The organism is Enterobacter sp. SGAir0187 (genome assembly GCF_002952735.2).
Taxonomy (GTDB): Bacteria; Pseudomonadota; Gammaproteobacteria; order Enterobacterales; family Enterobacteriaceae; genus Enterobacter; species Enterobacter quasiroggenkampii.
Genome location: NZ_CP025034.2, coordinates 3,934,860 through 3,958,651 on the forward strand (window position 1 = coordinate 3,934,860; position 23,792 = coordinate 3,958,651).

A 23,792-nucleotide genomic window follows, 5' to 3' on the forward strand; every position below is an offset into this window, starting at 1 on the left:
CAAAGAGAGAATCTCATGGAAAATCCAGCCATCCTGTTACGTCGTCTGAACCCTTACTGTGCCCGAGCGATGGAAGGTGCAGCTTCGCTCTGTCAGACCCGTGCCCATGCCGAAATTCTGCCGGAGCACTGGCTGCTGAAGCTGCTGGAGCAGGGGGAAGGTGACCTGACGGTGTTGGCGCGTCGCTATGAATGGGATATGGATGGCATCTGGCAGGATTTACTTGGCTGGCTCGACAGACAACCTCGCTCCGTGCGCCATCGGCCCCAGCTCTCTGATGACATCCAGACTCTGATGCAGCAAGCCTGGCTACTTGCCTCACTCAATGGCGAAGAGCACATTCGCAGCGTCCATCTGCTGATGGCCCTGGTGGAAAAACCAAAACTGGCACGTTGTGACGGCCTTTGGCCGTTGTTAACGCTTGCTCAGAGCCAGCTGGAGCGCCTGCGACCGTTGCTGGATGCGCAATCGGATGAGCGTCCGGAAATGCAGCGCGAAGCCGAGCTGGCACAGAACCACGGTGGTGAGGTGGAGTTTGTCGGGCGTCCGGCTGGTGTGGAAATGAAAGAGGGGGAACTGAGCCCTGCGCTGCAGAACGCGCTGGATAAATTCACCCTCGATGTCACCGCCAAAGCGAAGGAAGGGAAGATCGATCCGGTGTATGGCCGTGACACAGAAATCCGTCAGATGGTGGATATCCTCTCTCGTCGCCGCAAAAACAATCCGATTCTGGTCGGCGAGCCGGGCGTGGGGAAAACCGCACTGGTTGAAGGTCTGGCATTGCGTATTGTCGAGGGTAATGTGCCTGAATCACTGAAAACGGTCACTCTGCGTACCCTTGACCTGGGCCTGCTGCAGGCCGGTGCAGGCGTGAAAGGCGAGTTCGAACAGCGGCTGAAAAACGTCATCGATGCGGTGCAGCAATCCCCGTCCCCGGTCCTGCTATTTATTGATGAAGCGCATACCATCATCGGCGCGGGCAACCAGGCGGGGGGCGCCGATGCAGCGAACCTGCTAAAACCGGCGCTGGCGCGTGGCGAACTGCGTACCATTGCGGCCACTACCTGGAGCGAGTACAAGCAGTACTTCGAACGCGACGCGGCCCTGGAGCGTCGTTTCCAGATGGTAAAAGTCGATGAGCCTGACGATGACACCGCCTGCCTGATGCTCCGTGGTTTGAAATCCCGTTACGCCGAGCACCATAACGTGCACATTACCGACGATGCGGTGCGCGCTGCTGTTACGCTTTCCCGCCGCTATCTGACGGGCCGCCAGCTGCCGGACAAGGCGGTTGACCTGCTCGACACCGCCGCAGCGCGCGTCCGCATGAGCCTCGACACGGTGCCGGAACAGCTGACCTGCATTCGCTCGCAGATTACCTCTCTTGAAATGGAGAAGCAGGCGCTGCTGGAAGATATTGCTGTCGGCAATCAGAGCCATGGTGAACGCCTGACCGTCATTGAGCAGGAAGAGAACGCTCTTATCGTTGCTCTCGACGAGCTTGAAACGCAGTACGGGCAGGAACTGAAACTCACCGAACAACTGCTGGAAAGCCGCCAGGACATCTCCCGTCAAAGCGAGACGCGCGCGCTGCAGCAGGAACTGAACGGCATGCAGCACAGCAACCCGTTGCTCTCCGTGGATGTTGACGTACGCACCGTTGCCAACGTGATTGCTGACTGGACAGGCGTTCCACTGTCATCGCTGATGAAAGATGAGCAGACCGAACTGCTGACCCTGGAAAATGAAATGGGTAAACGTGTGGTCGGGCAGGATGTGGCGCTCGAGGCCATCGCCCAGCGTCTGCGTGCGGCAAAAACGGGGCTCATCTCCGAGAATGGCCCGCAGGGCGTCTTTCTGCTGGTGGGACCGAGCGGGGTGGGGAAAACCGAAACCGCGCTTGCGCTGGCCGATGTCATGTACGGCGGTGAGAGGTCACTCATTACGATTAACCTCTCCGAATACCAGGAGCCGCATACGGTTTCCCAGTTGAAGGGCTCACCTCCGGGTTACGTTGGCTACGGTCAGGGCGGCATTCTGACTGAAGCCGTGCGTAAGCGTCCGTACAGCGTGGTGTTGCTGGATGAGGTGGAGAAGGCGCACCGGGATGTGATGAACCTGTTCTATCAGGTCTTTGACCGCGGCTTTATGCGCGACGGCGAAGGACGTGAAATCGACTTCCGCAACACCGTCATTCTGATGACCTCAAATCTTGGCAGCGACCACCTGATGCAGCTGCTCGACGAACAGCCGGAGGCCAGCGAAGGCGATCTTCACGAGCTGCTGCGTCCGATACTGCGCGATCACTTCCAGCCGGCGCTGCTGGCCCGCTTCCAGACCGTGATTTACCGTCCGCTGGCGGAAGCGGCCATGCGTACCATCGTGGAAATGAAGCTGTTACAGGTTAGCAAGCGCTTGCATCGCCACTACGGCCTGACCACGCAGATTAATGAGAGCCTGTATGACGCCCTGACCGCCGCCTGCCTGCTGCCGGATAGCGGGGCGCGCAATATCGACAGCCTGCTGAATCAACAAATTCTGCCGGTGCTGAGCCAGCAGTTGCTGACCCGTATGGCCGACAGACAAAAACCACGGTCGTTACACCTGAGCTGGAGCGAAGAAGAGGGCATTGGCCTGGAATTTGACGTTCAGGAAGGAGTGGACGCATGAGTAATAATCCTCCGTTAAGGTTCAGCCATAACCACCACCTGCTGGCGGTGAAAGGCTGTGAGTCCGCGCTCGACGTGCTGGCGTTTGAAGGCGATGAAGCCCTGAGCACACCGTTCCGCTACCGTATTGAATTCACCAGCGGTAACCACGCCATCAGTAAAGAGATGATGCTGATGAAAGGGGCTTCCCTGACGCTGCAGGCCCCGGTAGACCAGGGTTACGGCATCAGAGTGCAGCAGGCCGTGCGCACCCTTCAGGGGGTGGTGACCGGCTTTGAACGCCTCGGCACATCAAAAGACGAAACCCGTTATGCCCTGACGCTCCGGCCGCGACTGGCGCTGCTTGACCGCTCGCACCAGAACGCCATTTACCAGGACATGTCGGTCCCGCAAATCGTGGAAAAAATCTTGCGCGAACGTCACGGTATGCGCGGCCAGGATTTTCTGTTCTCGCTCACTAAAGAGTATCCGCGCCGTGAGCAGGTGATGCAGTACGGCGAGAATGACCTGCACTTCATCACCCGCCTGCTGGGTGAGGTCGGTATCTGGTTTCGCTTCACCACCGACACGCGCCTCAACATTGACGTGGTGGAGTTTTACGACAGCCAGCAGGGGTATGAAAAAGGTCTGACGCTGCCGTCGGTACCGCCATCGGGCCAGCATTCAAAAGGCGTGGATTCAGTCTGGGGAATGGAATGCCATCACAACGTGGTGCAGAAGCAGGTCAGCACCCGGGACTACAACTACCGTCAGGCCACGCAGGACATGAACACCCTGGTGGATGCGACCCGCGGGGATGTCACCACGTACGGTGATGCCTATCACTGGGCGGATAACTACCTGACGCCGGGCAGCACCTATGACCGCAATCCGGCCCCGGAGTCCGGGGCGTTTTATGCCCGCCTTCGTCACGAACGCTACCTGAATGGTCAGACCCGGGCGCAGGGCATCACCAGCTGTCCGACTCTCTCGCCGGGTCAGGTACTGAAAGTTACCGGCGGGTATGAAGTGGCCGATGTGTTTGCGCAGGGCGTGGTCATCACGTCGATGCATACGTATGCCCGCCGTGATAAGGACTTTGCGGTTGATTTTGACGGCATCCCGGACAGCACCGATTTTGGTTTCCGCCCGGAACCTGGCTCACGCCCGGTGATGGCCGGCACCTTACCGGCCCGCGTCACCAGCACCACCGAAAATGACACCTACGGGCATATCGATAAAGACGGTCGCTATCGCGTCAACATGCTGTTTGACCGTGATAACTGGGAAACCGGGTTCGAGAGCCTGTGGGTGCGCCAGTCCCGCCCGTACGCAGGCGACACGTACGGCCTGCACCTGCCGCTGCTGGCGGGCACCGAAGTGGCGATTGGCTTTGAGGACGGTAACCCGGACCGTCCGTACATTGCCGGCGTGCTGCACGACTCGGCGCACGGCGACCACGTCACCATCCGCAACTACAAACGCAACGTCCTGCGCACGCCGGCGAACAACAAAATCCGCCTCGACGACGAGCGTGGAAAAGAGCACATCAAGGTCAGCACGGAGTACGGTGGCAAGAGCTCGCTGAATCTCGGCCACCTGGTTGACAGCGAGAAACAGCAGCGCGGTGAGGGGTTTGAGCTCAGGACGGACAGCTGGGGTGCTATTCGTGCACAGCAGGGTATTTTCATCACCGCCGATGCACAAATCAAAGGTCAGGGACAGGTTCTGGCGATGGATGCGGCGCTGGGGACACTCAATCAGGCGCAGCAGTTAGCGAAGTCACTGAGCGATGCTGTAGCCACTGCACAGGCTGAACTCGCGCAGATCCAGGCACAAAAAACATTGCTGGAATCCTCTATCAAGGATCTGCAGCAGTCCGCGTTGCTGATGAGCGCCCCGGACGGGATAGCTCAGGTATCACCGCAAAGTATTCAAATCAGCAGCGGACAGAACTTTATTCAGACCTCCGGCGAGAACAGTGACTTTAGCGTCTTCAAAAAATTCACCGTTGCGGCAGGCGAGATCATCAGTCTGTTTGCCAAAACGCTGGGTATCAAAATCTACGCTAATAAAGGCAAGGTGGATATTCAGGCTCAGGGGGATGAAATGGCACTGACCTCCCTGAAGGCCATGAAAATTATTAGCAAGAGTGATGAGGTTTATATCCAGGCCAGTAAAAAACTGACGCTGAGCTGTGGCAAAACGGCGGTGGTGATTGAGCCGTCGGGGATCACGATTTTGACTCCGGGTGATGTGAATGCCAAATGCGCCAGTATCAACCAACTGGCCCCTCAAAGCTTCAGTCCGGTGCAGCCTGAATTACCACCTGAAGCAACCTGTGTGGAGAGCGCCCGCTGATGAAGAGTATTGCGACGATAGCGGAATGCCTGAATGCGAGACAGGATGAATACCGGTATTTGTTAATCGACCCATTGAAGCCAGTAATGTCGTGGAATCCCTTGCATCCTGATTGCCTGAAAGAGGGGAAAGGTTCTAATTTCTTGCAGCGGGTACTGCGTCCAGACCTGGCATGGACACCGGAGCACTGTCCATTGTTAGTGCTGCTGGCTTCGCCAGGCGAAAATTGCGATGAAAGGTTAATTGAAGAGAGTGAAGAATATGCTCTCGGTGAAGTCCTGTATGAGAAACGCTACGTTTGCGGCTGGATGAGCGCTTCATTAGATCCTCAAGAAATGGCGACCTGGCTTGCAGAGTTGTGTAAAAAAATCAGACCGGGCGCAATTGTGCCAGTGTTTGAACCCTTGCGCCTTGAGCTGTTACGGAGCACGGCAGATCCCGCTCAGTTGTCCACGTTGCTGGCACCCATCGGTCGCTGGATATTCCTTTCTGCTACAGGAGAACAGACGGTCTTGTCAGGTGCAGTAAACAGTAAGGAGTGGCAACTAAAGTGGGGGACTGAACAGGTACTGGATAACTATCGTGATATCTGGCGTCTGCTTTCTGCGTGGGGTCTTACCTCAGGACCTCTACCGACAGACGCTGCCCGACAGGCAGCAAAAGCCTGGGCTGGATCGGGCAAGGTTGGGCTTAACCATCTGAGCGATCGGATTTTTCTCGTACTTAATTCGCTGACGTTACCAGCCAGCGTGACCATACACGATGAAATGAAGACGCTCCTGCAAAAAGTGGCCAGCAATCCAGATTTGCATCTCACGCAACTTATGAAAACGCTCCCGGACGCAGTCTGGCAGGAACAGCGCTCGCCTGAGCCGAAAGTGGAAGGAATTTAATGATGGGTACGCGAGATAAGGCAGGCAGTAACGCCGAAGCAAGTCAGCAGGCAGCAGTGGTTCCGTCAGGTTGTAAAGCCTGTAAACGTGAGGGCGTTGCCATTTATCCTCTGCGCGTGGCCGCAATTCCACAGCCTCTGGTAAATACAGGTTGGCAACCTGCGGTTCCTCCCCAGGATAATGAGCTAACCGGGGGGGAGTTTAAATATGCCCTTCGCACCTTGCGTCAGGGCTATGTTTATGTGTTGCTGGACAAATCAGTCTGGCAGGCCTACCAGGTCACCGCCGAAGGCTTTTTACGTCAGTTCAATGCCTACGAGATGCCGGAAAGCGAAACAGTGGATTCACTGAGCCCGGCATGCCTGACGCAAAACCATGATGTGCTGGCAAGCTTCATCAATATTGATCCTAACTACTCGCAGGCGATGGTCGGATTTAGCAGCGATCCATGGTGTAAAACGGTCCTGGATGAATATAAAAGTGGAAAGCGTCCTGCTACACGTTTTACGCAGGTTACCGTCTCGGATGGAAAAGCGACGATAGAAGGAGCAAGCCGGAGCCTGACACTCGATCCCTCTTTGTCTGCGCTCAAAAGCAACGCGCTGGAGTTTGCGACGGAATCTTTCCCTTCCGTCGTCGGCAAAGATGCCGACCCTGACGGGGCCCATGGTTTTTACCCGCGAATGGAAAAGAGCAAGCAAACCGCCCTGGGTAACCAGATTGCTCAGCTGCAACAGCAGTATGGCGCTCCTGTAAAAGCCATCGTACTGGATGACGTCGTGGGCGTGGTGGAGGAAATTAACCACGGTCGCCTGGATGTGGTTCAGGCACTTGCCACGTACACGTCTGAAAAGAGCAACATTCACCAGAAAACCATTTCAGATGCGATTGTGCAGCTACGGGCATCCACAACAAAGCAGACTGAAAACGATCCGAAGATTCAGGGATTCTCCACGCCGGGTTACAGCACATCGTATTCCGTCAGCCGTGAAAGTGCGGTTGCTATTGAGTTACGAAAAGCCCTGGGCCGCATGGAGGAATACTACGACGAGCCTGCACGTGCGGCTTTTGCCAGCAGTTGGCAGTCAACCGTGGACGGTTATAAGCAACAGATGGCAGCTATCTGGCAGGACCTCGACAATCTGTATACCTCTACGCTGTGGCTGGTGCTTCTGAATAACGACTACTCGCCGGAAACCAGCGTAGTCAGCTGGCACTTCCAGCTGCGAACCATTACCGCTTGTCTCCAGGGTAGCCTGGCCGGATGCGATACTGAAAAAATCCAACAAGGGGGCAAAAAACCGCAGTGGGCAGGCTGGCTGGAAGATCCAATGAGCCCACCGCTGATGGCTTTGCTGCGCAATAAGCATGATTTTTCAGCAGAAGTGTTCAATGGATCGCTGACCTATTCGAACCTGAAAGCAGTGCTGAACAGCAAAGAGGCCAGCGCTTTTGTTAACAATAAAGCGTACCAGCAATTAGCCGCAAGCCTGGTCAGTGCGATTGGCGGGGCGTACAGCGGTCTGTGGAGCCTGCTGTCTGAATCAGCCAAAGGCGGTGTGTTAAGAACGTTGCAGGGGGTGGCGTATGTGGCGGAAGGCAGCCCGGTTGTAACCGTTTTTACCGGGGAAATGACCATCCGGGATTATCAGAATCTTTTGCGCACCCAGCTTGATGTTCATGGGAAATCGCCCCTGACTATGCAGACCGAAGAGGCTGGCGGGGCAATGCGCTCAACGCGTGTCGGGCACTGGTTACAGGTTACCGACCCGGTCGTGCTGCAGCAAAGAATCCAGGTTCGCCTGACGGCTCCGCTGAGCAATCAGGGGAAATTATCCGGCATTACCATGCTGACACCGGATGTGATTGATAACTCATTAACTCGCGGTGAAATCGCGCTGGGCCCGGCAGAGATGCGCGGCATAGGCCGCTACCAGGCCACAATATCGACCGATTTCCAGAGTGGCCTGCTGGGGTTGATCCTGGCCGGAATATTGATTAATACCACCTTCAATAATATTGAAGCCCTGAAAACGGCGATGCCGGGTGATACTCAGGCGCAAATGTCCATGACCTCGGGCTCGCTGATTGCGCTGGCCTGCGGGGTTGAAATACTGGGCCAGGGCTCGGCGGTGCTGAACTTATTTAATAAAGGTGATTTTTTGATCCGCAGTGCCGGGGTGATCGGTGGATTGGCGGCGATAGTGGATGGGATTGCGCTGGGGATCAAGGCTAATGAACTCTGGAAATCTGGGGATAAGACCGCAGCAGGGCTATATATTGGGGCTACATTACTTTCTGTGACTTCAGGAGCTATCGGGGTTGGGTTTAGCTTTGCTGGTAATTTCGCTTTGTTTAGTGAAGCAGTTGTGCTGGGGCCAGTTGGCTGGTGCATCGCACTGGGTGTCGTGGCTGTAACGTTGATGACGATTGGCAACGCTTATACCCGTTCACCGCTGGAACGCTGGTTGACACATACCTGCTTTGGTAACCGCGACGAGTGTGATGAGAGTGAGGTGGTGTGGCATAAGGAGAGCTTCTCTGATATGCGCGAAGCCATGAAGGCGCTGCATGTCATTGCCAGCGGCGTGTCTGCCCAACTTGTAGGTGATTGGTTCGCCGATATGACGAATAACACTCGATTGCTGGGCAACCGGATGATGGCGGCTCGGGTTATCCTTGCCGACTGTAGCCCTACGGGATCCGACTGGCTGGTGGAACTGACCGCTACGGGGGGGGGATCACATCAGGTGCTGGCCCGCAGTGGATCAGATGCAAAGCTAGCAGGACTAAAAACACCAGAACCGCAGAGCTATGAAACAGCGGCCCAGCAGATTGGTCGAGGAGAATTGACGCCTATGGTACCCGCCGTGATGACAAAGGCAATATCTGCAACCTCTCTGAACGCCAGCTGGCTGGTCGCAGAAGGAAAACCGCAAGGGCTGCAATTGGATGGTGAATTCCCGCTAAACTTGTCCCGTTTCACCGGCGCTGAGTTGACGGTCACCTACTGGCCGGATAAAACTCAGCAGGATTATAGTTTACAGTTGACCACCCAACTGGACAGCTAATTCAATAAGGATGTCAATTTATGCCACTGCTCACTTTTGAAGAACCCCAACCGAGATTAAATCCTCCAGTCAGCTGCTGGCGGGAAGATATGCCTGAAAACCACGAGCCGCAGTTAGTGCCTCCCCAACTGCGTTGGTTGACAACACAGAACGATACTTACCTGGAAGTCCCGCGTTACAGTACAGAAGTCATTTGGTGGGGAATGCTTTTTACAGCAGTTTTAATTTTCGGAGTAATGATTTTCTTTGTTATTCTCTGCTTGTCGATGCTTTTTTATCTTTTTGCATCTATCGGCTTCTTTATATTTTCCTCAATGATATCCTTTTTTGTTAAAATGTATTTTGTTGTTCCTCGTAACCTCCCTCTCCGCTTTAACCGTAAACGGCAAAAAATATATATCTTCGACTATAACCGGTCGCGCCTTCCATGGCTTAACTGGCCAGTCTCCATCAGGGTGTACAACTGGGCAGATGTTTATGGCGAAATCAGTTTTTCCCCTACGCCGGGAGACCGGGGATACCGTCTGTATGGTGCGGTTTGCGAGCCAGGTACTTATAATGTTGTAGATCGTTTTCTGTTGGCAAGAGAATGGGAGGAGCGGGAGCAGCTCAACCAAATCTGGAGCTATCTGTGCATCTATATGAAAGGCGAATCCGACTTTCCGGAGCCGAGATTTAAAGGTCGTCCGGATTTCTGGCGACCGCGTAAGGCAGATAAGTGGCCTGATGAAATGGAACGCGAGTCAACCACAGCTCCAACTGAAACTCTGCAATCCTGGAATGATAAAATCCGCCTGAATAATAGCTGTAACTGATCACTCAACTGGACAGTTAATTCGTTAAGGACGCGACACAATGCCACTACTTAATATTGAATCACAGCCCAGACTGAATCCGCCGATCAGCTGCTGGCGGGAAGATATGCCAGAAAGCCACGAGCCTCAGCTTGTACCGCCTCAGTTGCGTTGCATGACAACGCAGAATGATATTTACCTGGAGGTGCCGCGATACAGTACGGAGGTGTCGTGGTGGATGATGCTACCAATAGCATTTTTAATGTTTGGGGTGACGGTTGTTTTTGTTTTTGTTTGTGTATTAATGAAATTTTATATTTTTTCTTTGGTCGGTTTAATTTCTCTATCACCATTTGTTCTTCTGGCTCTAAAGATGTCTTTCGTTGCTCCCCGCGATCAGCCTCTTCGTCTAAACCGTAAACGACAAAAACTTTATATATTTAATTACAACCGGTCGCATCTTCCATGGTTTAACTGGCCAGTAACCATCAAGACTTATAACTGGGCAGATGTTTACGGCGAAATCATGTTTTCCGGAGTAGGTGGTGACAGAGGATATCACTTATACGGAGCGATTTGTGAACCTGGCACGTATAACGTAGTGGATCGTTTTCTGCTGGCAAAAGAGTGGGAAGAGCGGGAGCAGCTCAACCAAATCTGGAGCTATCTGTGCATCTATATGAAAGGTGAATCCGATTTGCCGGAGCCGAGATTTAAAGGTCGTCCGGATTTCTGGCGACCGCGTAAGGCAGATAAGTGGCCTGATGAAATGGAACGCGAGTCAACCACAGCTCCAACTGAAACTCTGCAATCCTGGACTGATAAAATCCGCCTGAATAATAGCCTGTAACCGATCGCTCAACTGGACAGTTAATTCGTTAAGGACGCGACACAATGCCACTACTTACTATTGAATCGCAGCCAAGACTGAATCCGCCGATCAGCTGCTGGCGGGAAGATATGCCTGAAAACCACGAGCCGCAGTTAGTGCCTCCCCAACTGCGTTGGTTATCAACACGAAATGATATTTATCTGGAAGTGCCGCGCTTTGGCACGGAAATTATCTGGCGGGGGGTGTTATTTAGTGCAGTTTTAATGTGCGTTTTAGATATTGGTACGTTGGTGTTTTCCCTTGTTTTACAGGCCAAAAGCGGAAGTTATGTTTTTGGAATTATGGGATTAGTGTCACTTGTTGTATTTTCTTCCTTAGCATTTTTAGAGTTTAAAATATATTTTATTGCTCCCCGTAACCAGCCTATTCGTCTGAACCGTAAACGGCAAAAAATATATATCTTCGACTATAACCGATCGCGCCTTCCATGGCTGAACTGGCCAGTCTCCATAAGGGTGTACAATTGGGCAGATGTTTATGGCGAAATCAGTTTTTCCCCTACACCAGGAGACAGGGGATATCGTCTGTATGGTGCGGTTTGCGAGCCAGGTACTTATAATGTTGTAGATCGTTTTCTGTTGGCAAGAGAATGGGAGGAGCGGGAGCAGCTCAACCAAATCTGGAGCTATCTGTGCATCTATATGAAAGGCGAATCCGATTTGCCGGAGCCGAGATTTAAAGGTCGTCCGGATTTCTGGCGACCGCGAAAGGCAGATAAGTGGCCTGATGAAATGGAACGCGAGTCAACCAAAGCTCCAACTGAAACTCTGCAATCCTGGACTGATAAAATCCGCCTGAATAATAGCCTGTAACCGATCGCTCAACTGGACAGTTAATTCGTTAAGGACGCGACACAATGCCACTACTTACTATTGAATCGCAGCCAAGACTGAATCCGCCGATCAGCTGCTGGCGGGAAGATATGCCTGAAAACCACGAACCGCAGTTAGTGCCTCCCCAACTGCGTTGGTTATCAACACGAAATGATATTTATCTGGAAGTGCCACGCTACGGTACGGATGTCATATGGCGAGGGATGCTTTTCTGGTCAATTTTTCTTACATCGTTAATTATTTTTATTGTCATTTCCTGTTTTTTAACTGGTATTGTTGTATTTATCACTATTGGACTATTAACTGCCTTGATTCTTTCGGTTATAGCGAGTTGGGGCATGAAAGTATATTTTTCCGCCTCACGTAACCAGCCTATTCGTCTGAACCGTAAACGGCAAAAAATATATATCTTCGACTATAACCGATCGCGCCTTCCATGGCTGAACTGGCCAGTCTCCATAAGGGTGTACAATTGGGCAGATGTTTATGGCGAAATCAGTTTTTCCCCTACGCCAGGAGACCGGGGATACCGTCTGTATGGTGCAGTTTGCGAGCCAGGTACTTATAATGTTGTGGATCGTTTTCTGTTGGCAAGAGAATGGGAGGAGCGGGAGCAGCTCAACCAAATCTGGAGCTTTCTGTGTATCTATATGAAAGGCGAATCCGATTTGCCGGAGCCGAGATTTAAGGGCCGTCCGGATTTCTGGCGACCGCGAAAGGCAGATAAGTGGCCTGATGAAATGGAACGCGAGTCAACCACAGCTCCAACTGAAACTCTGCAATCCTGGACTGATAAAATCCGCCTGAATAATAGCCTGTAACTGATCACTCAACTGGACAGTTAATTCGTTAAGGATGCGACACAATGCCACTACTTACTATTGAATCACAGCCAAGACTGAATCCGCCGATCACCTGCTGGCGGGAAGATATGCCTGAAAACCACGAGCTTCAGCTTGTACCACCTCAGTTGCGTTGCATGACAACGCGAAATGATATTTACTTGGAGGTGCCGCGATACAGTACGGAGGTATCTTGGTTGATGATGCTTCCACTATCAGCATTAGTAGTCGGTGTAATGTTTTATTTTATATTTCTTTTCGTTTCAATTGGTTTTTATATGTTTTCTTTTGTTTCTACTGCTGTACTGTTTTCATTTTTGTTATTCTTTTTAAAAATATATTTTATTACCCCTCGAGATCAACCCATTCGTCTAAACCGTAAACGACAAAAGCTTTATATATTTAATTACAACCGTTCACGTCTTCCGTGGCTGAACTGGCCAGTTTCCATCAAGGTGTACAACTGGGCAGATGTGTATGGTGAAATCATGTTTTCCGGAGTAGGTGGTGACAGAGGATATCACTTATACGGAGCGATTTGTGAACCTGGCACGTATAACGTAGTGGATCGTTTTCTGCTGGCAAAAGAGTGGGAAGAGCGGGAGCAGCTCAACCAAATCTGGAGCTATCTGTGCATCTATATGAAAGGCGAATCCGACTTGCCGGAGCCGAGATTTAAGGGCCGTCCGGATTTCTGGCGACCACGTAAGGCAGATAAATGGCCAGAAGATATGGAGCGAGAATCCACGACTGCCCCGCAGGACTCAATCAGGCCGTAGTGGATAAAACCAACCGGGGGCAATAGACTGAAACTCAATACTCAACTGGAGCGCTAACCCGACAAGGAAGCCGCATTATGGTACTACACACTTTTGATAAATCGTAGCCAGGGTTAATTCGCTCATCAATAGCTTAACTTTATATTGGCCTGCGAAATACTAGTTGAAAAGTGGTGTCACTTTTTCATGTCATTTTAGGTTGCTATTAATCACCCCCACCGTAAGATCAAACCTATGCCTGTTGATTTAAAAAATATCCCAGAGCCAAGTGTCAGACCTGCACCGCCAAAGTTCGTACGAGCACTAATGGTTCTTGTGATTCTGATTGGTCTGAGTATTACCCTGTCTCGCTTATTCACCGGGAATAACAACGTATGGTTTTCTGTTATTGTGCCCACAGTGATTATAGGTGGCGTGATTTTTGTCAGGTTTATTAATTATCTGGTCCAGCAGTTAGTGGCGAATTCACATGACATGCTAAGAGAGAAAACCATTATCCAGGAGGTCCGACGGGGACGGAGGGCGTTACAAATATTATTCGCTGAGTGCTGTACCGCGCATTCTCTGTGTGAAACTCCATTTGCATCAGGAAGTAATAGTCTTGTGAATAATGAAAATGTTTTCTTCCCCCAACGCTCCTGGCGTGGTGAAGAAAATGTTCGCTTAAGCCAGTTGCCAAGGCCAATAAAAATTAAAGAAGAAATGCATCTTAGCCTGCTTTTCGCAGTCCTTGCCGAAAGGCTTGCAATATCGTTTTCTGCTTATCCAAAGGAAAGACCTGTCATGGTGTTACTGGATTTCACGTCATCAATACCTGAGAAAAAAGCCATTAATTTATGGCAGCAGGCATGGCAGAATGCAGGTATTCAACAAACCTTAAACCGTATTAATTCTTTTGGTGCTCAGGCCGTTGATGAATGGCTGGATCACAATATTCGAAGTGATGCCCTCTTGTTGGTTTTGTCCTGGCATTATGCGCCCATTAATACCCGAGATTCTGCAGAAGCGATATGTGGAGTATTGTTTGGCAATCGTCTTACGCAAGAAACGCTTCCCTCACTTGCTATTCTTCATCGTCCGGAATCTGGTGAAGGTACCGATGAGGACTTGCGTTATGCCATTACGCAGGCGCTGGACTGGGGGCCAGTAAAAAGTAGTGAAATACAACATCTCTGGTTAAGTGGCGTGGAGGCTGAGATGGATAGTTACGCCACTCTTATAAAGGCGATTGCAGATTCTGACCTCAAAAACGTATCTCAAAAGACAGGCACTCACAATTTTAACGATTATCTTGGCGATCCGGGAAAGACCGGAGTCTGGTTAGCTATTGTTGCTGCCACACAGTCGATGCAGCAACAGCGGGTGCATCATTTATTAATTTGTCGCGAACAGCAGAATGGAAAGTTCTGGAATATGGTTGTATCCCCTACAGTACCCGATGAGGAGCGCGAAGAATGAGGTATATTCTATCAAAGATTAAGAAACCAGAATTGGGATTCTGGTGTTTAATGCTGGTCGCTCTGGGGGTTGGGGGGGGGGATTTTCTGCCTGACTAAATGGTACCCCGAAAAATTGAATCTTATTAAGGATACTCCCACCTGGTATAAATGGTTTTACGGCTCTGCGGCGGGAAGCTTAGCGATACTGGCATTTGCACTCTTTCTTTATTTCGGCGCAAAAGCAGAAGGAAGGCAGAGTTTTAATAAAAAGCGTAAGAATTCTCAGGGTGACGATGTCAAAGAACTAGCCAAAGTAACTGTATCTTCTGTTACCCCTTCTGTTGCTTTAAGTCTTCAGATTCGCGATCACCTCCGCCATCGATATACCTTCTTCTGGCACCACAAAACTCGTCTGCTATTAATCACTGGAGATGAGGCGGCAATCGAACAACTGGTGCCCGGCCTGCAACAGCAGCAGTGGCTTGAAGGCAACCGCACCGTGCTGATTTACGGCGGCAGCCTGGCATCGGAGCCTGACCGAGAAAAATACATCGCGCTGCGTAAACTACGCCGCGGGCGTCCGTTGGACGGGATTGTCCGTGTATTGCCGCAGTCGCTTAATCTGACCCCACAAATCAGCGACAGCGATTTACGCGGCTTGGAAAAAATCAGCGAACTGCTGCGTTATTCCGCTCCGGTCTGGCTGTGGCAACTGTGCAGCAGTAACTGGTCGCAGGGTACGCGTCCTGAGCAGGCGGTAGGCGCAAGCTTTCCACCACGCGCAAAAGAAGACGATATTATCCGCCAGCTGGAGCGGATGCTGTCGCCCCTGCGGGTGCGGGGTATGAGCCAGGTCGCGGAAAAGAACAGCCACGACTTTCTGCTGCGCCTGAGCCAGCAGCTGAAGGACGGCACTGTCACCCGCTGGGCTCAGCAACTGGTGCCATGGCTCTCTGTTTCTCAGCAGCGCGTTCCGCTGCGGGGGCTGATGTTCAGCCTGCCGGAGAATAAATCTGCCTGTACGCCAGCGGGAACAGCCGACGCTGAGCAGTATATCCCGGAATCACAACGCCATGTTCTGACCCTGCCGGTGACCTGGCAGGGAATCGTTAATGATTGTACACGCGTACGTGGCCGTCGTGTCGGTATGGCGTGGGAGCAGACCCTCGCATGGACGCTGTTGACCATTATCTGTGTCTGGGGGGCGGGGACGCTGCTGTCGTTTGCCGTCAACCGATCACAGATAGTTTCTGTTGCGCAGCAGGCTCATGCCCTGGTCGAGCATTCTTCCGTATCCGACTATCAGCTGACGGCACTGCATGAACTGCGAAACGATGCCGGCCGCCTTTTGCACAATGTTCAGGAGGGAACTCCCTGGTATCAGCGCTTTGGGCTTGATCATAATCAGCAGTTGCTAAACGCAATGCTGCCCTGGTATGGCGTGGCGAATAACCGGCTAATACGCGACCCGGCAAATGCTGCCCTGGCGCAAAAGCTCACCGCCCTGATCAACTCAGCGCCAAACAGCGACCAGCGTGCACAGCTGGCGAAACCGGGTTATGACCAGCTTAAAGCCTGGCTGATGATGGCCCGTCCGGATAAAGTCGACGGCGTGTTTTATGCACAAACTATGAAAACCGTGCAGCCAACGCGTATGGGGATCTCCACCGGGTTATGGCAAAGCCTGTCACCGGATTTATGGGCCTTCTATATCTCTGAACTGCCAAAACAACCACAGTGGAAAATCACGCCGGATGCACAGCTGGTTAGCCAGAGCCGCCAGGTGCTATTGCAGCAGATTGGCCGCCGCAATGCAGAAAGCACGCTGTACGAGAATATGCTCAAATCGGTACGCCGTAACTTTGCCGATGTGTCCCTCGAAGACATGACCAGCGGTACCGATGCACGGCGACTGTTCACCACCGATGAAGTAGTGCCGGGCATGTTCACTCGACAGGCCTGGGAAGGGGGCATTCAGCAGGCTATCGAAAAGGCCGCAAACTCGCGACGGGATGAGATTGACTGGGTGCTGAGCGATTCCCGTAAAGCCGTATCGGCGGACATGTTGCCTGAAGCGCTCAAAGCACGCCTGACTGAGCGTTACTTCACTGACTTTGCCGGCAGCTGGCTGAACTTCCTTAACAGTCTGCGCTGGAATCCTGCGAACAATATTGCCGATGTGACCGACCAGCTGACACTGATGAGTGATGTCCGCCAGTCTCCACTGATTGCCCTGATGAATACTCTCGCCTGGCAGGGGCAGACCGGCCAGAAAAGCGAAGGCCTTTCGGACTCCATTATCAAATCGGCAAAAGATCTGGTTGGTGGAAAAGACAAACCCGCAATTGACCAGTCTGCGACAGGTCCACAGGGGCCGCTGGATGAAACTTTCGGTCCGCTGCTTCAGCTTCTCGGCAAAAACACGGGCAGCAACGTCATGTCGGCTGACAACTCTCTGAGCCTGCAGACCTATCTGACCCGTATCACTCGCGTGCGTCTTCGCCTGCAGCAGGTGGCCAGCGCTTCTGACCCGCAGGAGATGATGCAAACCCTGGCGCAGACCGTATTTCAGGGGAAAAGCGTTGACCTGACCGACACCCAGCAATATGGCAGTCTGATTTCGGCAAGCCTTGGTGAAGAGTGGAGTGGTTTTGGTAGCACGATGTTTGTACAGCCGCTGACCCAGGCTTGGGAGACTGTACTCCAGCCGTCGGCGGCGAGCCTGAATGACAAATGGAGCCGATCCGTAGTGGCGAACTGGCGCACCGCCTTTGAAGAGCGCTTCCCGTTTGCAGCGAGCAAGAGTGACGCCTCTTTGCCGATGCTGGCAGAGTTTATCCGTAAAGACAGTGGTCGCATAGATAGATTCCTGACCACAGAACTCAGTGGGGTGCTTCACAAAGAAGGTAGCCAGTGGGTACCGGATAAGGTCAACAGCCAGGGGCTGAGTTTTAACCCAGCTTTTCTGCGGGCCATTAATCAGCTGAGCGAGCTGTCAGACATTCTGTTTACCGATGGCAGTCAGGGCATCAGCTTCGAGCTGCAGGCACGCCCGGCATCGCAGGTTGTGGAAACACAACTGACCATGGATGGACAAAAGCTGCACTACTTTAACCAGATGGCTGACTGGCAGTCCTTCCGCTGGCCGGGAGAGACTTACAAGCCGGGAACCATGCTGACCTGGACCGCGGTCAACGCCGGTGCGCGTCTGTTTGGGGATTACAGCGGGACCTGGGGCTTTATTCGCTGGCTGGATCAGGGCAAGCGCCAGCAGCTTGACCGCAGTCAGTGGATGGTGAGTTTTACTGCCCCGGATGGTAGTACGCTGCAGTGGGTGTTGCGTTCACAGCTGGGCAGCGGGCCGCTGGCATTACTGGCACTGCGCGGCTTCAAGCTGCCGGACCAGATTTTCAGCGTTGACAGCGCGGCCACGGCTCAGGCTCTGATGGCCAATACGGAAATCAGTGACATGGATGGAATCGAATAATGAGCACTTTGCAGAATCTGATCGCCGCCTGTCAGGCGGATGAAATTGAGCTGCGACAGCAGGCGCAGGCGCGCACGGAACGCTGGCATCCCTGGCTTGCTCCTGTCAACGATACCTGCCCTGCTGGGGAGGAACCGGGATATGACGATGATTTTCAGCGTATCAGAGAGGAGGTTAATAAACTCTCCGGCATCGATACCGGGCTGATTTGTACGCTTGCTGAAAAACTGCTGACCGCTACCGCCAAAGATATCCGTATTGCGACCTATTACTGCTGGGCCCGTCTGCACCAGGATGGCGAGGCTGGCTTTGGCGAAGGGCTTGAACTGCTGGCGGGATTACTGCAGCGCTATGGAGCGCAGCTTCATCCGCAGCGGGAACGAAGCCGTAAGCCGGCGCTGGAGTGGCTCGCAGGCTCTCGTCTGCTTGATAGTCTGTCCCTGTGGCCTGAAGTGGTACGCGACGATGCTATGCGCACTACCGGTGCGTTGTTGCTCATCCGCAGCTGTCTTGAGGCTGAGCCAGAAGCGTCGCGGCCGGATTTGAATGCGCTTTACAGCGCGCTGGAGTCCCGCCTGATGAAGGATGGTGGCGTGGATGCTTTAGTTCCGCAGAACGCCAGTAACAACCCTCAGCCACAGACCTCTGCACACACGACAGAGCATGACGCTCCAGCCCTGAGCCGCATCACGTCCGGTCAGGATTTGTTGAGTCAGGCACGTACTCTGGCGGGGTATTTACGTGAACAACCCGATGGATGGCTTCCCGCACACCGGCTTATGAAAAGCCTGCGTCATGACACGCTGAGAGCGATCCCTGCACCGGATGCCGAGGGGAAAACGCGCATTGAACCGCCGCGGGCTGATCAAAGGGCCATGCTCAAACGATTATATCTGCAGCAGAGCTGGCTGGAGATACTGGAACAGGCGGACAGCACCTTCTCGCGTGGTGCTAATCACCTCTGGCTGGATTTGCAGTGGTATATCCACCAGGCTCTGGTGAAATTGGGTCAGGATGTGCTGGCCGACATCATCATCGCCGACCTGAGAGGGTTGCTGCGACGCCTCACCGGACTTGAAACCCTGGCCTTTAATGACGGAACGCCGTTTGCTGATGAGGTCACGCTCAACTGGATAAATCAAAGCGTGCTGGACGATATGTCCAACTGGCGTGATGAGCCGGTCAGCGCTGTCAGTGAGACGGGCAACGATATTCTGGCCCTCGAGCCGGAAGCGCTTGAGAAAGCGGATTCGGATGGCCTGGATGCCGCACTCCACTGGCTTCAGACACGTCCGGGGTCGGACTCCACGAAAGACAAATGGCTGCTGCGTCTGCTGATGGCCCGCGTGGCCGAGCAGAAGGGCAGGAATGAACTGGCGCTGCATCTGCTGGGTGAACTTGATGGTGCAGCGGAATCAATCACCCTTACGCAGTGGACACCGGCGCTGCTGTTTGAAGTGAAATCGCGTCGCCTCAGACTGTTGCGTATAAAAGCCACCCGCAGTGAAACCGACAAAGCACGGCTTCAGCCAGAGATGGATTTGCTTCTGGCTGGTCTTATCGTACTTGATCCTGCCAGTGCTGCGGTGCTGTGTGGTTAGCGTGAACTGAATTTTGCAAGGAGGATGACAAATGGCGAAAGGTTACTATCTGGTGCAGGGGGATAAAACCACCTGTGGAGGGAAGATCATCGAGGGCGATCCAACTAACACGATTGAGGGGATCCCAGTTACACGCGAACAGGACAGTGTGACGTGCGGGAAACATGCCGGCACTTATAAAATTATTGGCGCTATTCCACAAAACTTAGTGAATGGTCGGAAGTTTGCGGGCACGTTACACAGTAAAAGTGGATGCCCGTGCGCGGCGACGTTGATACCCTCCCATCGGGAACGCACCTACGAAGCTTAAAGCCTTCATTCTTCACCGGCACGCTTAGCCGGATGGTCACACAACACTCAGGTTTTTATGGACGATTTAACCCTGCGTTATTATGACGCCGAAATGCGCTACCTGCTGGAAGCCGGCGAAGAATTTGCCCGTGCTCACCCCGAGCAGGCAGCAATGCTCAACCTTGATAAAGCCGGAGCGCGCGACCCCTATGTTGAACGCCTGTTCGAGGGCTTTGCCTTCCTGATGGGGCGCTTGCGTGAAAAGCTCGATGACGACCTGCCTGAACTGACCGAAGGGCTGGTCAGCCTGCTGTGGCCGCATTATCTGCGCACCATACCGTCGATGTCGGTGGTGGAGTTCACCCCTGACTGGCGCGAGATGAAAGAGCAGATGCGCATCGCCAAAGGTTTCGAAGTGAACTCGCGGCCGATCGGCGAGAAGGCCACGCGTTGTCGGTACACCACAACCAAAGAGATCACCCTCCTGCCGTTATCGCTGGAGCAAGCCCGCCTGTCGACTGACCCTGACGGGCGTTCGGTTATCAGCCTGCGCTTTAACTGCAGCCATCTTGCCGACTGGAGTCGTATCGATCTCAGCCAGATCCCGCTCTACTTCAACGCTGATGCACCGCTGGCCTGCGCCATGCATGAAGCCTTTACCATGAATACAGCGCGCCTCTGGCTGCGGGTGCCGGGCGACATGGACAGAAGACCGCTCGACGGGTATTTCACCGCGCTGGGCTTTGGCGATGATGACGTCCTGTGGCCGAAGGGAAGCAGCAGCTTTAGCGGCTATCAGTTGCTGCTGGAGTACTTCACCTTCCGTGAGAAATTCATGTTCACGGGGCTGCGTGGGCTGGAAACCGTGGCCTTTCCAGCTGAACTCCCCTGGTTTGAAATCGACGTGGTGCTGACAGAGCGCTGGGAGCATGATTTCAGCTTTACCGAAAAGCATCTGCGCATGAATTGCGTGCCGGTGATTAACCTGTTCCCGCTGGAATCAGACCCGCTGACGCTGAACTCACTGCAGACAGAGTACATGCTACGTCCGATGCGCGTGCAGGATGGCCATACCGAGATTTACGCTGTGGATTCGGTGATGTCATCAAGCCAGCATACCTACGTGCCATTTTCAAGCTTCCGCCACAAGGGCGGAATGATGCGCCATGAAGCCCCGGAATATTACTACCACACCCGCGTGCGCCGTGGCCCGTCGGGGTTGCATAACACCTGGCTTATCCTCGGCGGGGAAGCGTTTGATAACCACACGGTGCCGGAGGATGAAAGCCTGTCGCTGACGCTAACCGGCACCAATGGCCAACTACCTCGCAGAGCGTTGCAAAGTACCGTGCTCGATACAGTGATGAAAACCACTTCAGCCAGTATCGCCGTGCGTAATCTGTGTGCGCCGACGCTGCCTTGTTATCCCCCGGCACAGGATCGCTTTCACTGGCGTGTGCTGAGCCATCTCGGCAGCGGCTTCCTGTCGATGATGGACAATCCCGACGTGCTGCGCGGCACGCTGGCGTTGTACGAGTGGACTGACAGCGAGATGAACCGCCGTCGTCTGGAGGCGATTATCGATGTGAAGCACAGTGAAACGGAACGCTTTGAGCAGGGATATCTGGTGCGCGGGGTGCAGATTGAGGTGACGCTTGAGAGCAACGGCTTTGCCGGGCGCGGCGATATCTGTCTGTTCGGCGAGATGCTGAGCCGCTTCTTTGCACTGTACACCGATATCTATCTGTTTAACCGCCTGATTATTATTCTGCAACCTACCGGAGAGCGCCTGGAATGGGAAGAGAAGCACAACCACCGCATTCCCGGCTGACCCCGCGGCTGGAGGCCGATCTTCACCGCATCAACTTTTATCGTTTATGCCAGCTACTGGAGAAGCGCCATCCGGACAGGCCGCTGATGGGCTCAACCAGCCATCCGGCGGATGACCCGGTACGCTTTGCGCCGCACCCTGGAATGGGATTCCCGGCCAGTGAACTGAAGGCTGTCGAGTATGACGAGGATGATGACAGCAGGCCACCGCTTATCCGCACGACCTTTATGGGGATGTACGGTGTTGATTCGCCTCTACCGACTGCCTATCTCGATGACATTTCCCAGCGCCGGGAAGGACATGAGGCGCTGCAGGGGTTTCTGGATATTTTCAGTCATCGCATCCTGACACAGTTTTACCGCGTCTGGCGTAAATACTCGTATCCGGCCACGTTTGAGCCCGGCGGTACCGACAGCATTTCGCAGTCGTTATTGGGTCTGGTTGGTCTGGGAATACCGGGCACTGCGAATCATATAGCCACGCCAGTGTCCCGTTTTCTGGCGCTACTGGGTGTGCTGCAGCAGCCGGGCAAAACTCAGGAAGGGATGCAGGCACTGGTGCGCCTGCTGGCGCCCGATACGACGGTGCAGGTGAGTCCGTATTGTCTCCGGCCTGTAGAGATTGACAGGCCGCTGGGTTTTTACGGTGACGAAGAGTTTCTGCTTGATGGCAATACGCCTCTGGGTGACGAAGCGATGGATGCCGGCAGCCAACTGCTGGTTGCTCTCGCAACGGACAACGAACAGGAAGCGCAGGGCTGGAAACCCGATGGCCAGTTGTACCTGGATTTCCTGGTAATGCTACGGGTATATCTGGGCTGGCGGTTTAAAGCCAGAATTACCCTGACCACTTCCGTACGTCTGCTGGCCGCTCCACCGCTTGGAGAAAATCCTTTCTGGCTGGGGCTGAACGGCGTGCTGGGCGCTGATGATGATAGCCTTCCGGATGATATTCCTGAAACCTTTACGACAGAGCTGGGTTATTACAGTGGCCTGGAGCCTGCAAAAACACAACAAGGAAACAGACGTGTTACGTACAAGTTTAATTAAGACTACGCGCTGGCTGATGCCGCTGATAGCACTCACTCTGACGGGCTGTGGGGTAACGCAGAGCGTCACCGACGCTACCAAATCGGCGTTTAATTCTGTGTTCTATAAAAAAATTAAAATCCTGCATCTGGATTTCACCGCACGTGAAGCGCTGAACACCGACTCCCGTGAAAGTAACTCGCTGTCTCAGCCGGTGGTGATAAGGGTTTACCAGCTCAAAGACCGCAAAACCTTTGATAAGACGGTGTATCAGCAGTTGCTTCAGGATGATAGCACCATTCTGAAAGACGACATGCTGGCCAGTCGTGATGTCGTGGTGAAACCGGGTGGCGATGCAAACCTTGATATGCCAATGGAAGAAAAGGCGCAGTTTGTCGCGGTGGTAGGGTTGTTCCGCCATCCGGATATGGACAACAACGCCTGGAAGCAGGTTATCAAACGCAGTGACCTGGATCCGGATAAAGCGCGTATCCTGAAAGCAGGTGATAACTCTCTGACGCTGCAACCGCTTAAGGACGACTGATGCCCTACGGACATAACACGCCTTCGCTGTATGAAATGCTAACGGGAAATTTTACAGGAGGCCTCAATCTCAACCAGGTCAGTGAGGAAAATCAGGTCATCCTCTCGGTACTGGATAACATGCAGCGTATCCTCAACTGTCGTGCCGGCACGCTGGCACATCTGCCTGACTACGGCCTGCCGGATATGACCAAAATCCTGCAGGGCATGCCGGGAACGGCCCATGAACTGATGGGCACATTGTCTGCCGTCCTGCTCAAATATGAACCCCGCCTGAAAAAAATAACCGTTGTCCTGCTGGAACAGAACGTCCCCGGCGAACTGCGCTATGCCATTGACGCTGAACTTAAAGGGATTGGCCTGGTGCGCTACGGAACTGAATTTATGCCCGAAGGGCGGGTTCTGTTAAGACATCTCAGGGAACAGCAGTATCTCGACACCAATCTTCGTATATAAGGT

The 23,792-nt window shown here is 53.3% G+C and carries 16 protein-coding genes and 1 pseudogene; all 17 read left to right on the plus strand.

From position 1 onward, the window contains the following. The first annotated feature begins 15 nt into the window (after nt 1–15). The 17 genes and pseudogenes from tssH to tssE all read left to right on the plus strand — a co-directional run bounded on the left by tssH (nt 16) and on the right by tssE (nt 23,789). The gene (gene tssH, locus CWR52_RS19000; protein WP_104950421.1) at nt 16–2,670 is read left to right on the plus strand and encodes a type VI secretion system ATPase TssH; all 2,655 of its coding nucleotides are present in this window, start codon (nt 16–18) and stop codon (nt 2,668–2,670) included. Continuing rightward, nucleotides 2,667–5,009 carry a type VI secretion system Vgr family protein gene (locus CWR52_RS19005; RefSeq protein WP_104950422.1) on the plus strand — a complete coding sequence of 781 codons (2,343 nt, stop codon included), beginning with the start codon at nt 2,667–2,669 and terminating at the stop codon, nt 5,007–5,009. The genes tssH and CWR52_RS19005 overlap by 4 nt, the downstream gene beginning before the upstream one ends. Continuing rightward, nucleotides 5,009–5,902, plus strand: coding sequence for a hypothetical protein (locus CWR52_RS19010; RefSeq protein ID WP_104950423.1), 894 nt, complete (start codon nt 5,009–5,011; stop codon nt 5,900–5,902). The genes CWR52_RS19005 and CWR52_RS19010 overlap by 1 nt, the downstream gene beginning before the upstream one ends. Continuing rightward, complete coding sequence (locus tag CWR52_RS19015; RefSeq protein WP_252152167.1) at nt 5,902–8,973, plus strand: T6SS effector BTH_I2691 family protein; 3,072 nt, start codon at nt 5,902–5,904, stop codon at nt 8,971–8,973. The genes CWR52_RS19010 and CWR52_RS19015 overlap by 1 nt, the downstream gene beginning before the upstream one ends. A 20-nt stretch (nt 8,974–8,993) precedes the next feature. Further along, the gene (locus CWR52_RS19020; RefSeq protein ID WP_104950425.1) at nt 8,994–9,788 is read left to right on the plus strand and encodes a DUF6708 domain-containing protein; all 795 of its coding nucleotides are present in this window, start codon (nt 8,994–8,996) and stop codon (nt 9,786–9,788) included. A gap of 40 nt (nt 9,789–9,828) precedes the next feature. Next, nucleotides 9,829–10,617 (plus strand): DUF6708 domain-containing protein, encoded by a 789-nt coding sequence (locus CWR52_RS19025; protein ID WP_104950426.1) that lies wholly within the window; start codon nt 9,829–9,831, stop codon nt 10,615–10,617. 44 nt (nt 10,618–10,661) lie between these two features. Continuing rightward, complete coding sequence (locus CWR52_RS19030) at nt 10,662–11,471, plus strand: DUF6708 domain-containing protein (RefSeq protein WP_104950427.1); 810 nt, start codon at nt 10,662–10,664, stop codon at nt 11,469–11,471. Nucleotides 11,472–11,515: 44 nt separating this feature from the next. Then, nucleotides 11,516–12,313, plus strand: coding sequence for a DUF6708 domain-containing protein (locus tag CWR52_RS19035; RefSeq protein ID WP_104950428.1), 798 nt, complete (start codon nt 11,516–11,518; stop codon nt 12,311–12,313). A gap of 44 nt (nt 12,314–12,357) precedes the next feature. Then, complete coding sequence (locus CWR52_RS19040) at nt 12,358–13,113, plus strand: DUF6708 domain-containing protein (protein WP_104950429.1); 756 nt, start codon at nt 12,358–12,360, stop codon at nt 13,111–13,113. 234 nt (nt 13,114–13,347) lie between these two features. Further along, entirely contained in the window at nt 13,348–14,571 is a 1,224-nt protein-coding gene (locus tag CWR52_RS19045) for a hypothetical protein (RefSeq protein ID WP_104950430.1), read from the plus strand. A 339-nt stretch (nt 14,572–14,910) separates the two neighbouring features. After that, nucleotides 14,911–18,039, plus strand: coding sequence for an ImcF-related family protein (locus CWR52_RS19050; RefSeq protein WP_252152200.1), 3,129 nt, complete (start codon nt 14,911–14,913; stop codon nt 18,037–18,039). Next, a complete protein-coding gene (gene tssA / locus CWR52_RS19055) occupies nt 18,039–19,640 on the plus strand; it encodes a type VI secretion system protein TssA (RefSeq protein WP_104950432.1) in 1,602 nt (533 codons plus the stop codon). The genes CWR52_RS19050 and tssA overlap by 1 nt, the downstream gene beginning before the upstream one ends. A 31-nt stretch (nt 19,641–19,671) precedes the next feature. Further along, nucleotides 19,672–19,944 (plus strand): annotated as a pseudogene (locus CWR52_RS19060) (PAAR domain-containing protein); the annotation flags it as partial. A 63-nt stretch (nt 19,945–20,007) separates the two neighbouring features. Further along, on the plus strand, nt 20,008–21,762 hold the full coding sequence (gene tssF, locus CWR52_RS19065) for a type VI secretion system baseplate subunit TssF (RefSeq protein ID WP_104950434.1): 1,755 nt from the start codon (nt 20,008–20,010) through the stop codon (nt 21,760–21,762). Further along, complete coding sequence (gene tssG, locus CWR52_RS19070) at nt 21,726–22,811, plus strand: type VI secretion system baseplate subunit TssG (protein WP_104950435.1); 1,086 nt, start codon at nt 21,726–21,728, stop codon at nt 22,809–22,811. The genes tssF and tssG overlap by 37 nt, the downstream gene beginning before the upstream one ends. Continuing rightward, nucleotides 22,789–23,334: a type VI secretion system lipoprotein TssJ gene (tssJ, locus tag CWR52_RS19075; protein WP_104950436.1), complete on the plus strand. Its 546-nt coding sequence runs from the start codon at nt 22,789–22,791 to the stop codon at nt 23,332–23,334. Before tssG ends, tssJ begins: the two co-directional genes overlap by 23 nt. Next, complete coding sequence (gene tssE, locus CWR52_RS19080; protein WP_104950437.1) at nt 23,334–23,789, plus strand: type VI secretion system baseplate subunit TssE; 456 nt, start codon at nt 23,334–23,336, stop codon at nt 23,787–23,789. The genes tssJ and tssE overlap by 1 nt, the downstream gene beginning before the upstream one ends. Nucleotides 23,790–23,792 lie beyond the last annotated feature (3 nt).

Coding starts and splice junctions, on each gene's coding strand:
- tssH (WP_104950421.1), top strand. CDS start 16: ATGGAAAATCCAGCCATCCTGTTACGTCGTCTGAACCCTTACTGTGCC.
- CWR52_RS19005 (WP_104950422.1), top strand. CDS start 2,667: ATGAGTAATAATCCTCCGTTAAGGTTCAGCCATAACCACCACCTGCTG.
- CWR52_RS19010 (WP_104950423.1), top strand. CDS start 5,009: ATGAAGAGTATTGCGACGATAGCGGAATGCCTGAATGCGAGACAGGAT.
- CWR52_RS19015 (WP_252152167.1), top strand. CDS start 5,902: ATGATGGGTACGCGAGATAAGGCAGGCAGTAACGCCGAAGCAAGTCAG.
- CWR52_RS19020 (WP_104950425.1), top strand. CDS start 8,994: ATGCCACTGCTCACTTTTGAAGAACCCCAACCGAGATTAAATCCTCCA.
- CWR52_RS19025 (WP_104950426.1), top strand. CDS start 9,829: ATGCCACTACTTAATATTGAATCACAGCCCAGACTGAATCCGCCGATC.
- CWR52_RS19030 (WP_104950427.1), top strand. CDS start 10,662: ATGCCACTACTTACTATTGAATCGCAGCCAAGACTGAATCCGCCGATC.
- CWR52_RS19035 (WP_104950428.1), top strand. CDS start 11,516: ATGCCACTACTTACTATTGAATCGCAGCCAAGACTGAATCCGCCGATC.
- CWR52_RS19040 (WP_104950429.1), top strand. CDS start 12,358: ATGCCACTACTTACTATTGAATCACAGCCAAGACTGAATCCGCCGATC.
- CWR52_RS19045 (WP_104950430.1), top strand. CDS start 13,348: ATGCCTGTTGATTTAAAAAATATCCCAGAGCCAAGTGTCAGACCTGCA.
- tssA (WP_104950432.1), top strand. CDS start 18,039: ATGAGCACTTTGCAGAATCTGATCGCCGCCTGTCAGGCGGATGAAATT.
- tssF (WP_104950434.1), top strand. CDS start 20,008: ATGGACGATTTAACCCTGCGTTATTATGACGCCGAAATGCGCTACCTG.
- tssG (WP_104950435.1), top strand. CDS start 21,726: ATGGGAAGAGAAGCACAACCACCGCATTCCCGGCTGACCCCGCGGCTG.
- tssE (WP_104950437.1), top strand. CDS start 23,334: ATGCCCTACGGACATAACACGCCTTCGCTGTATGAAATGCTAACGGGA.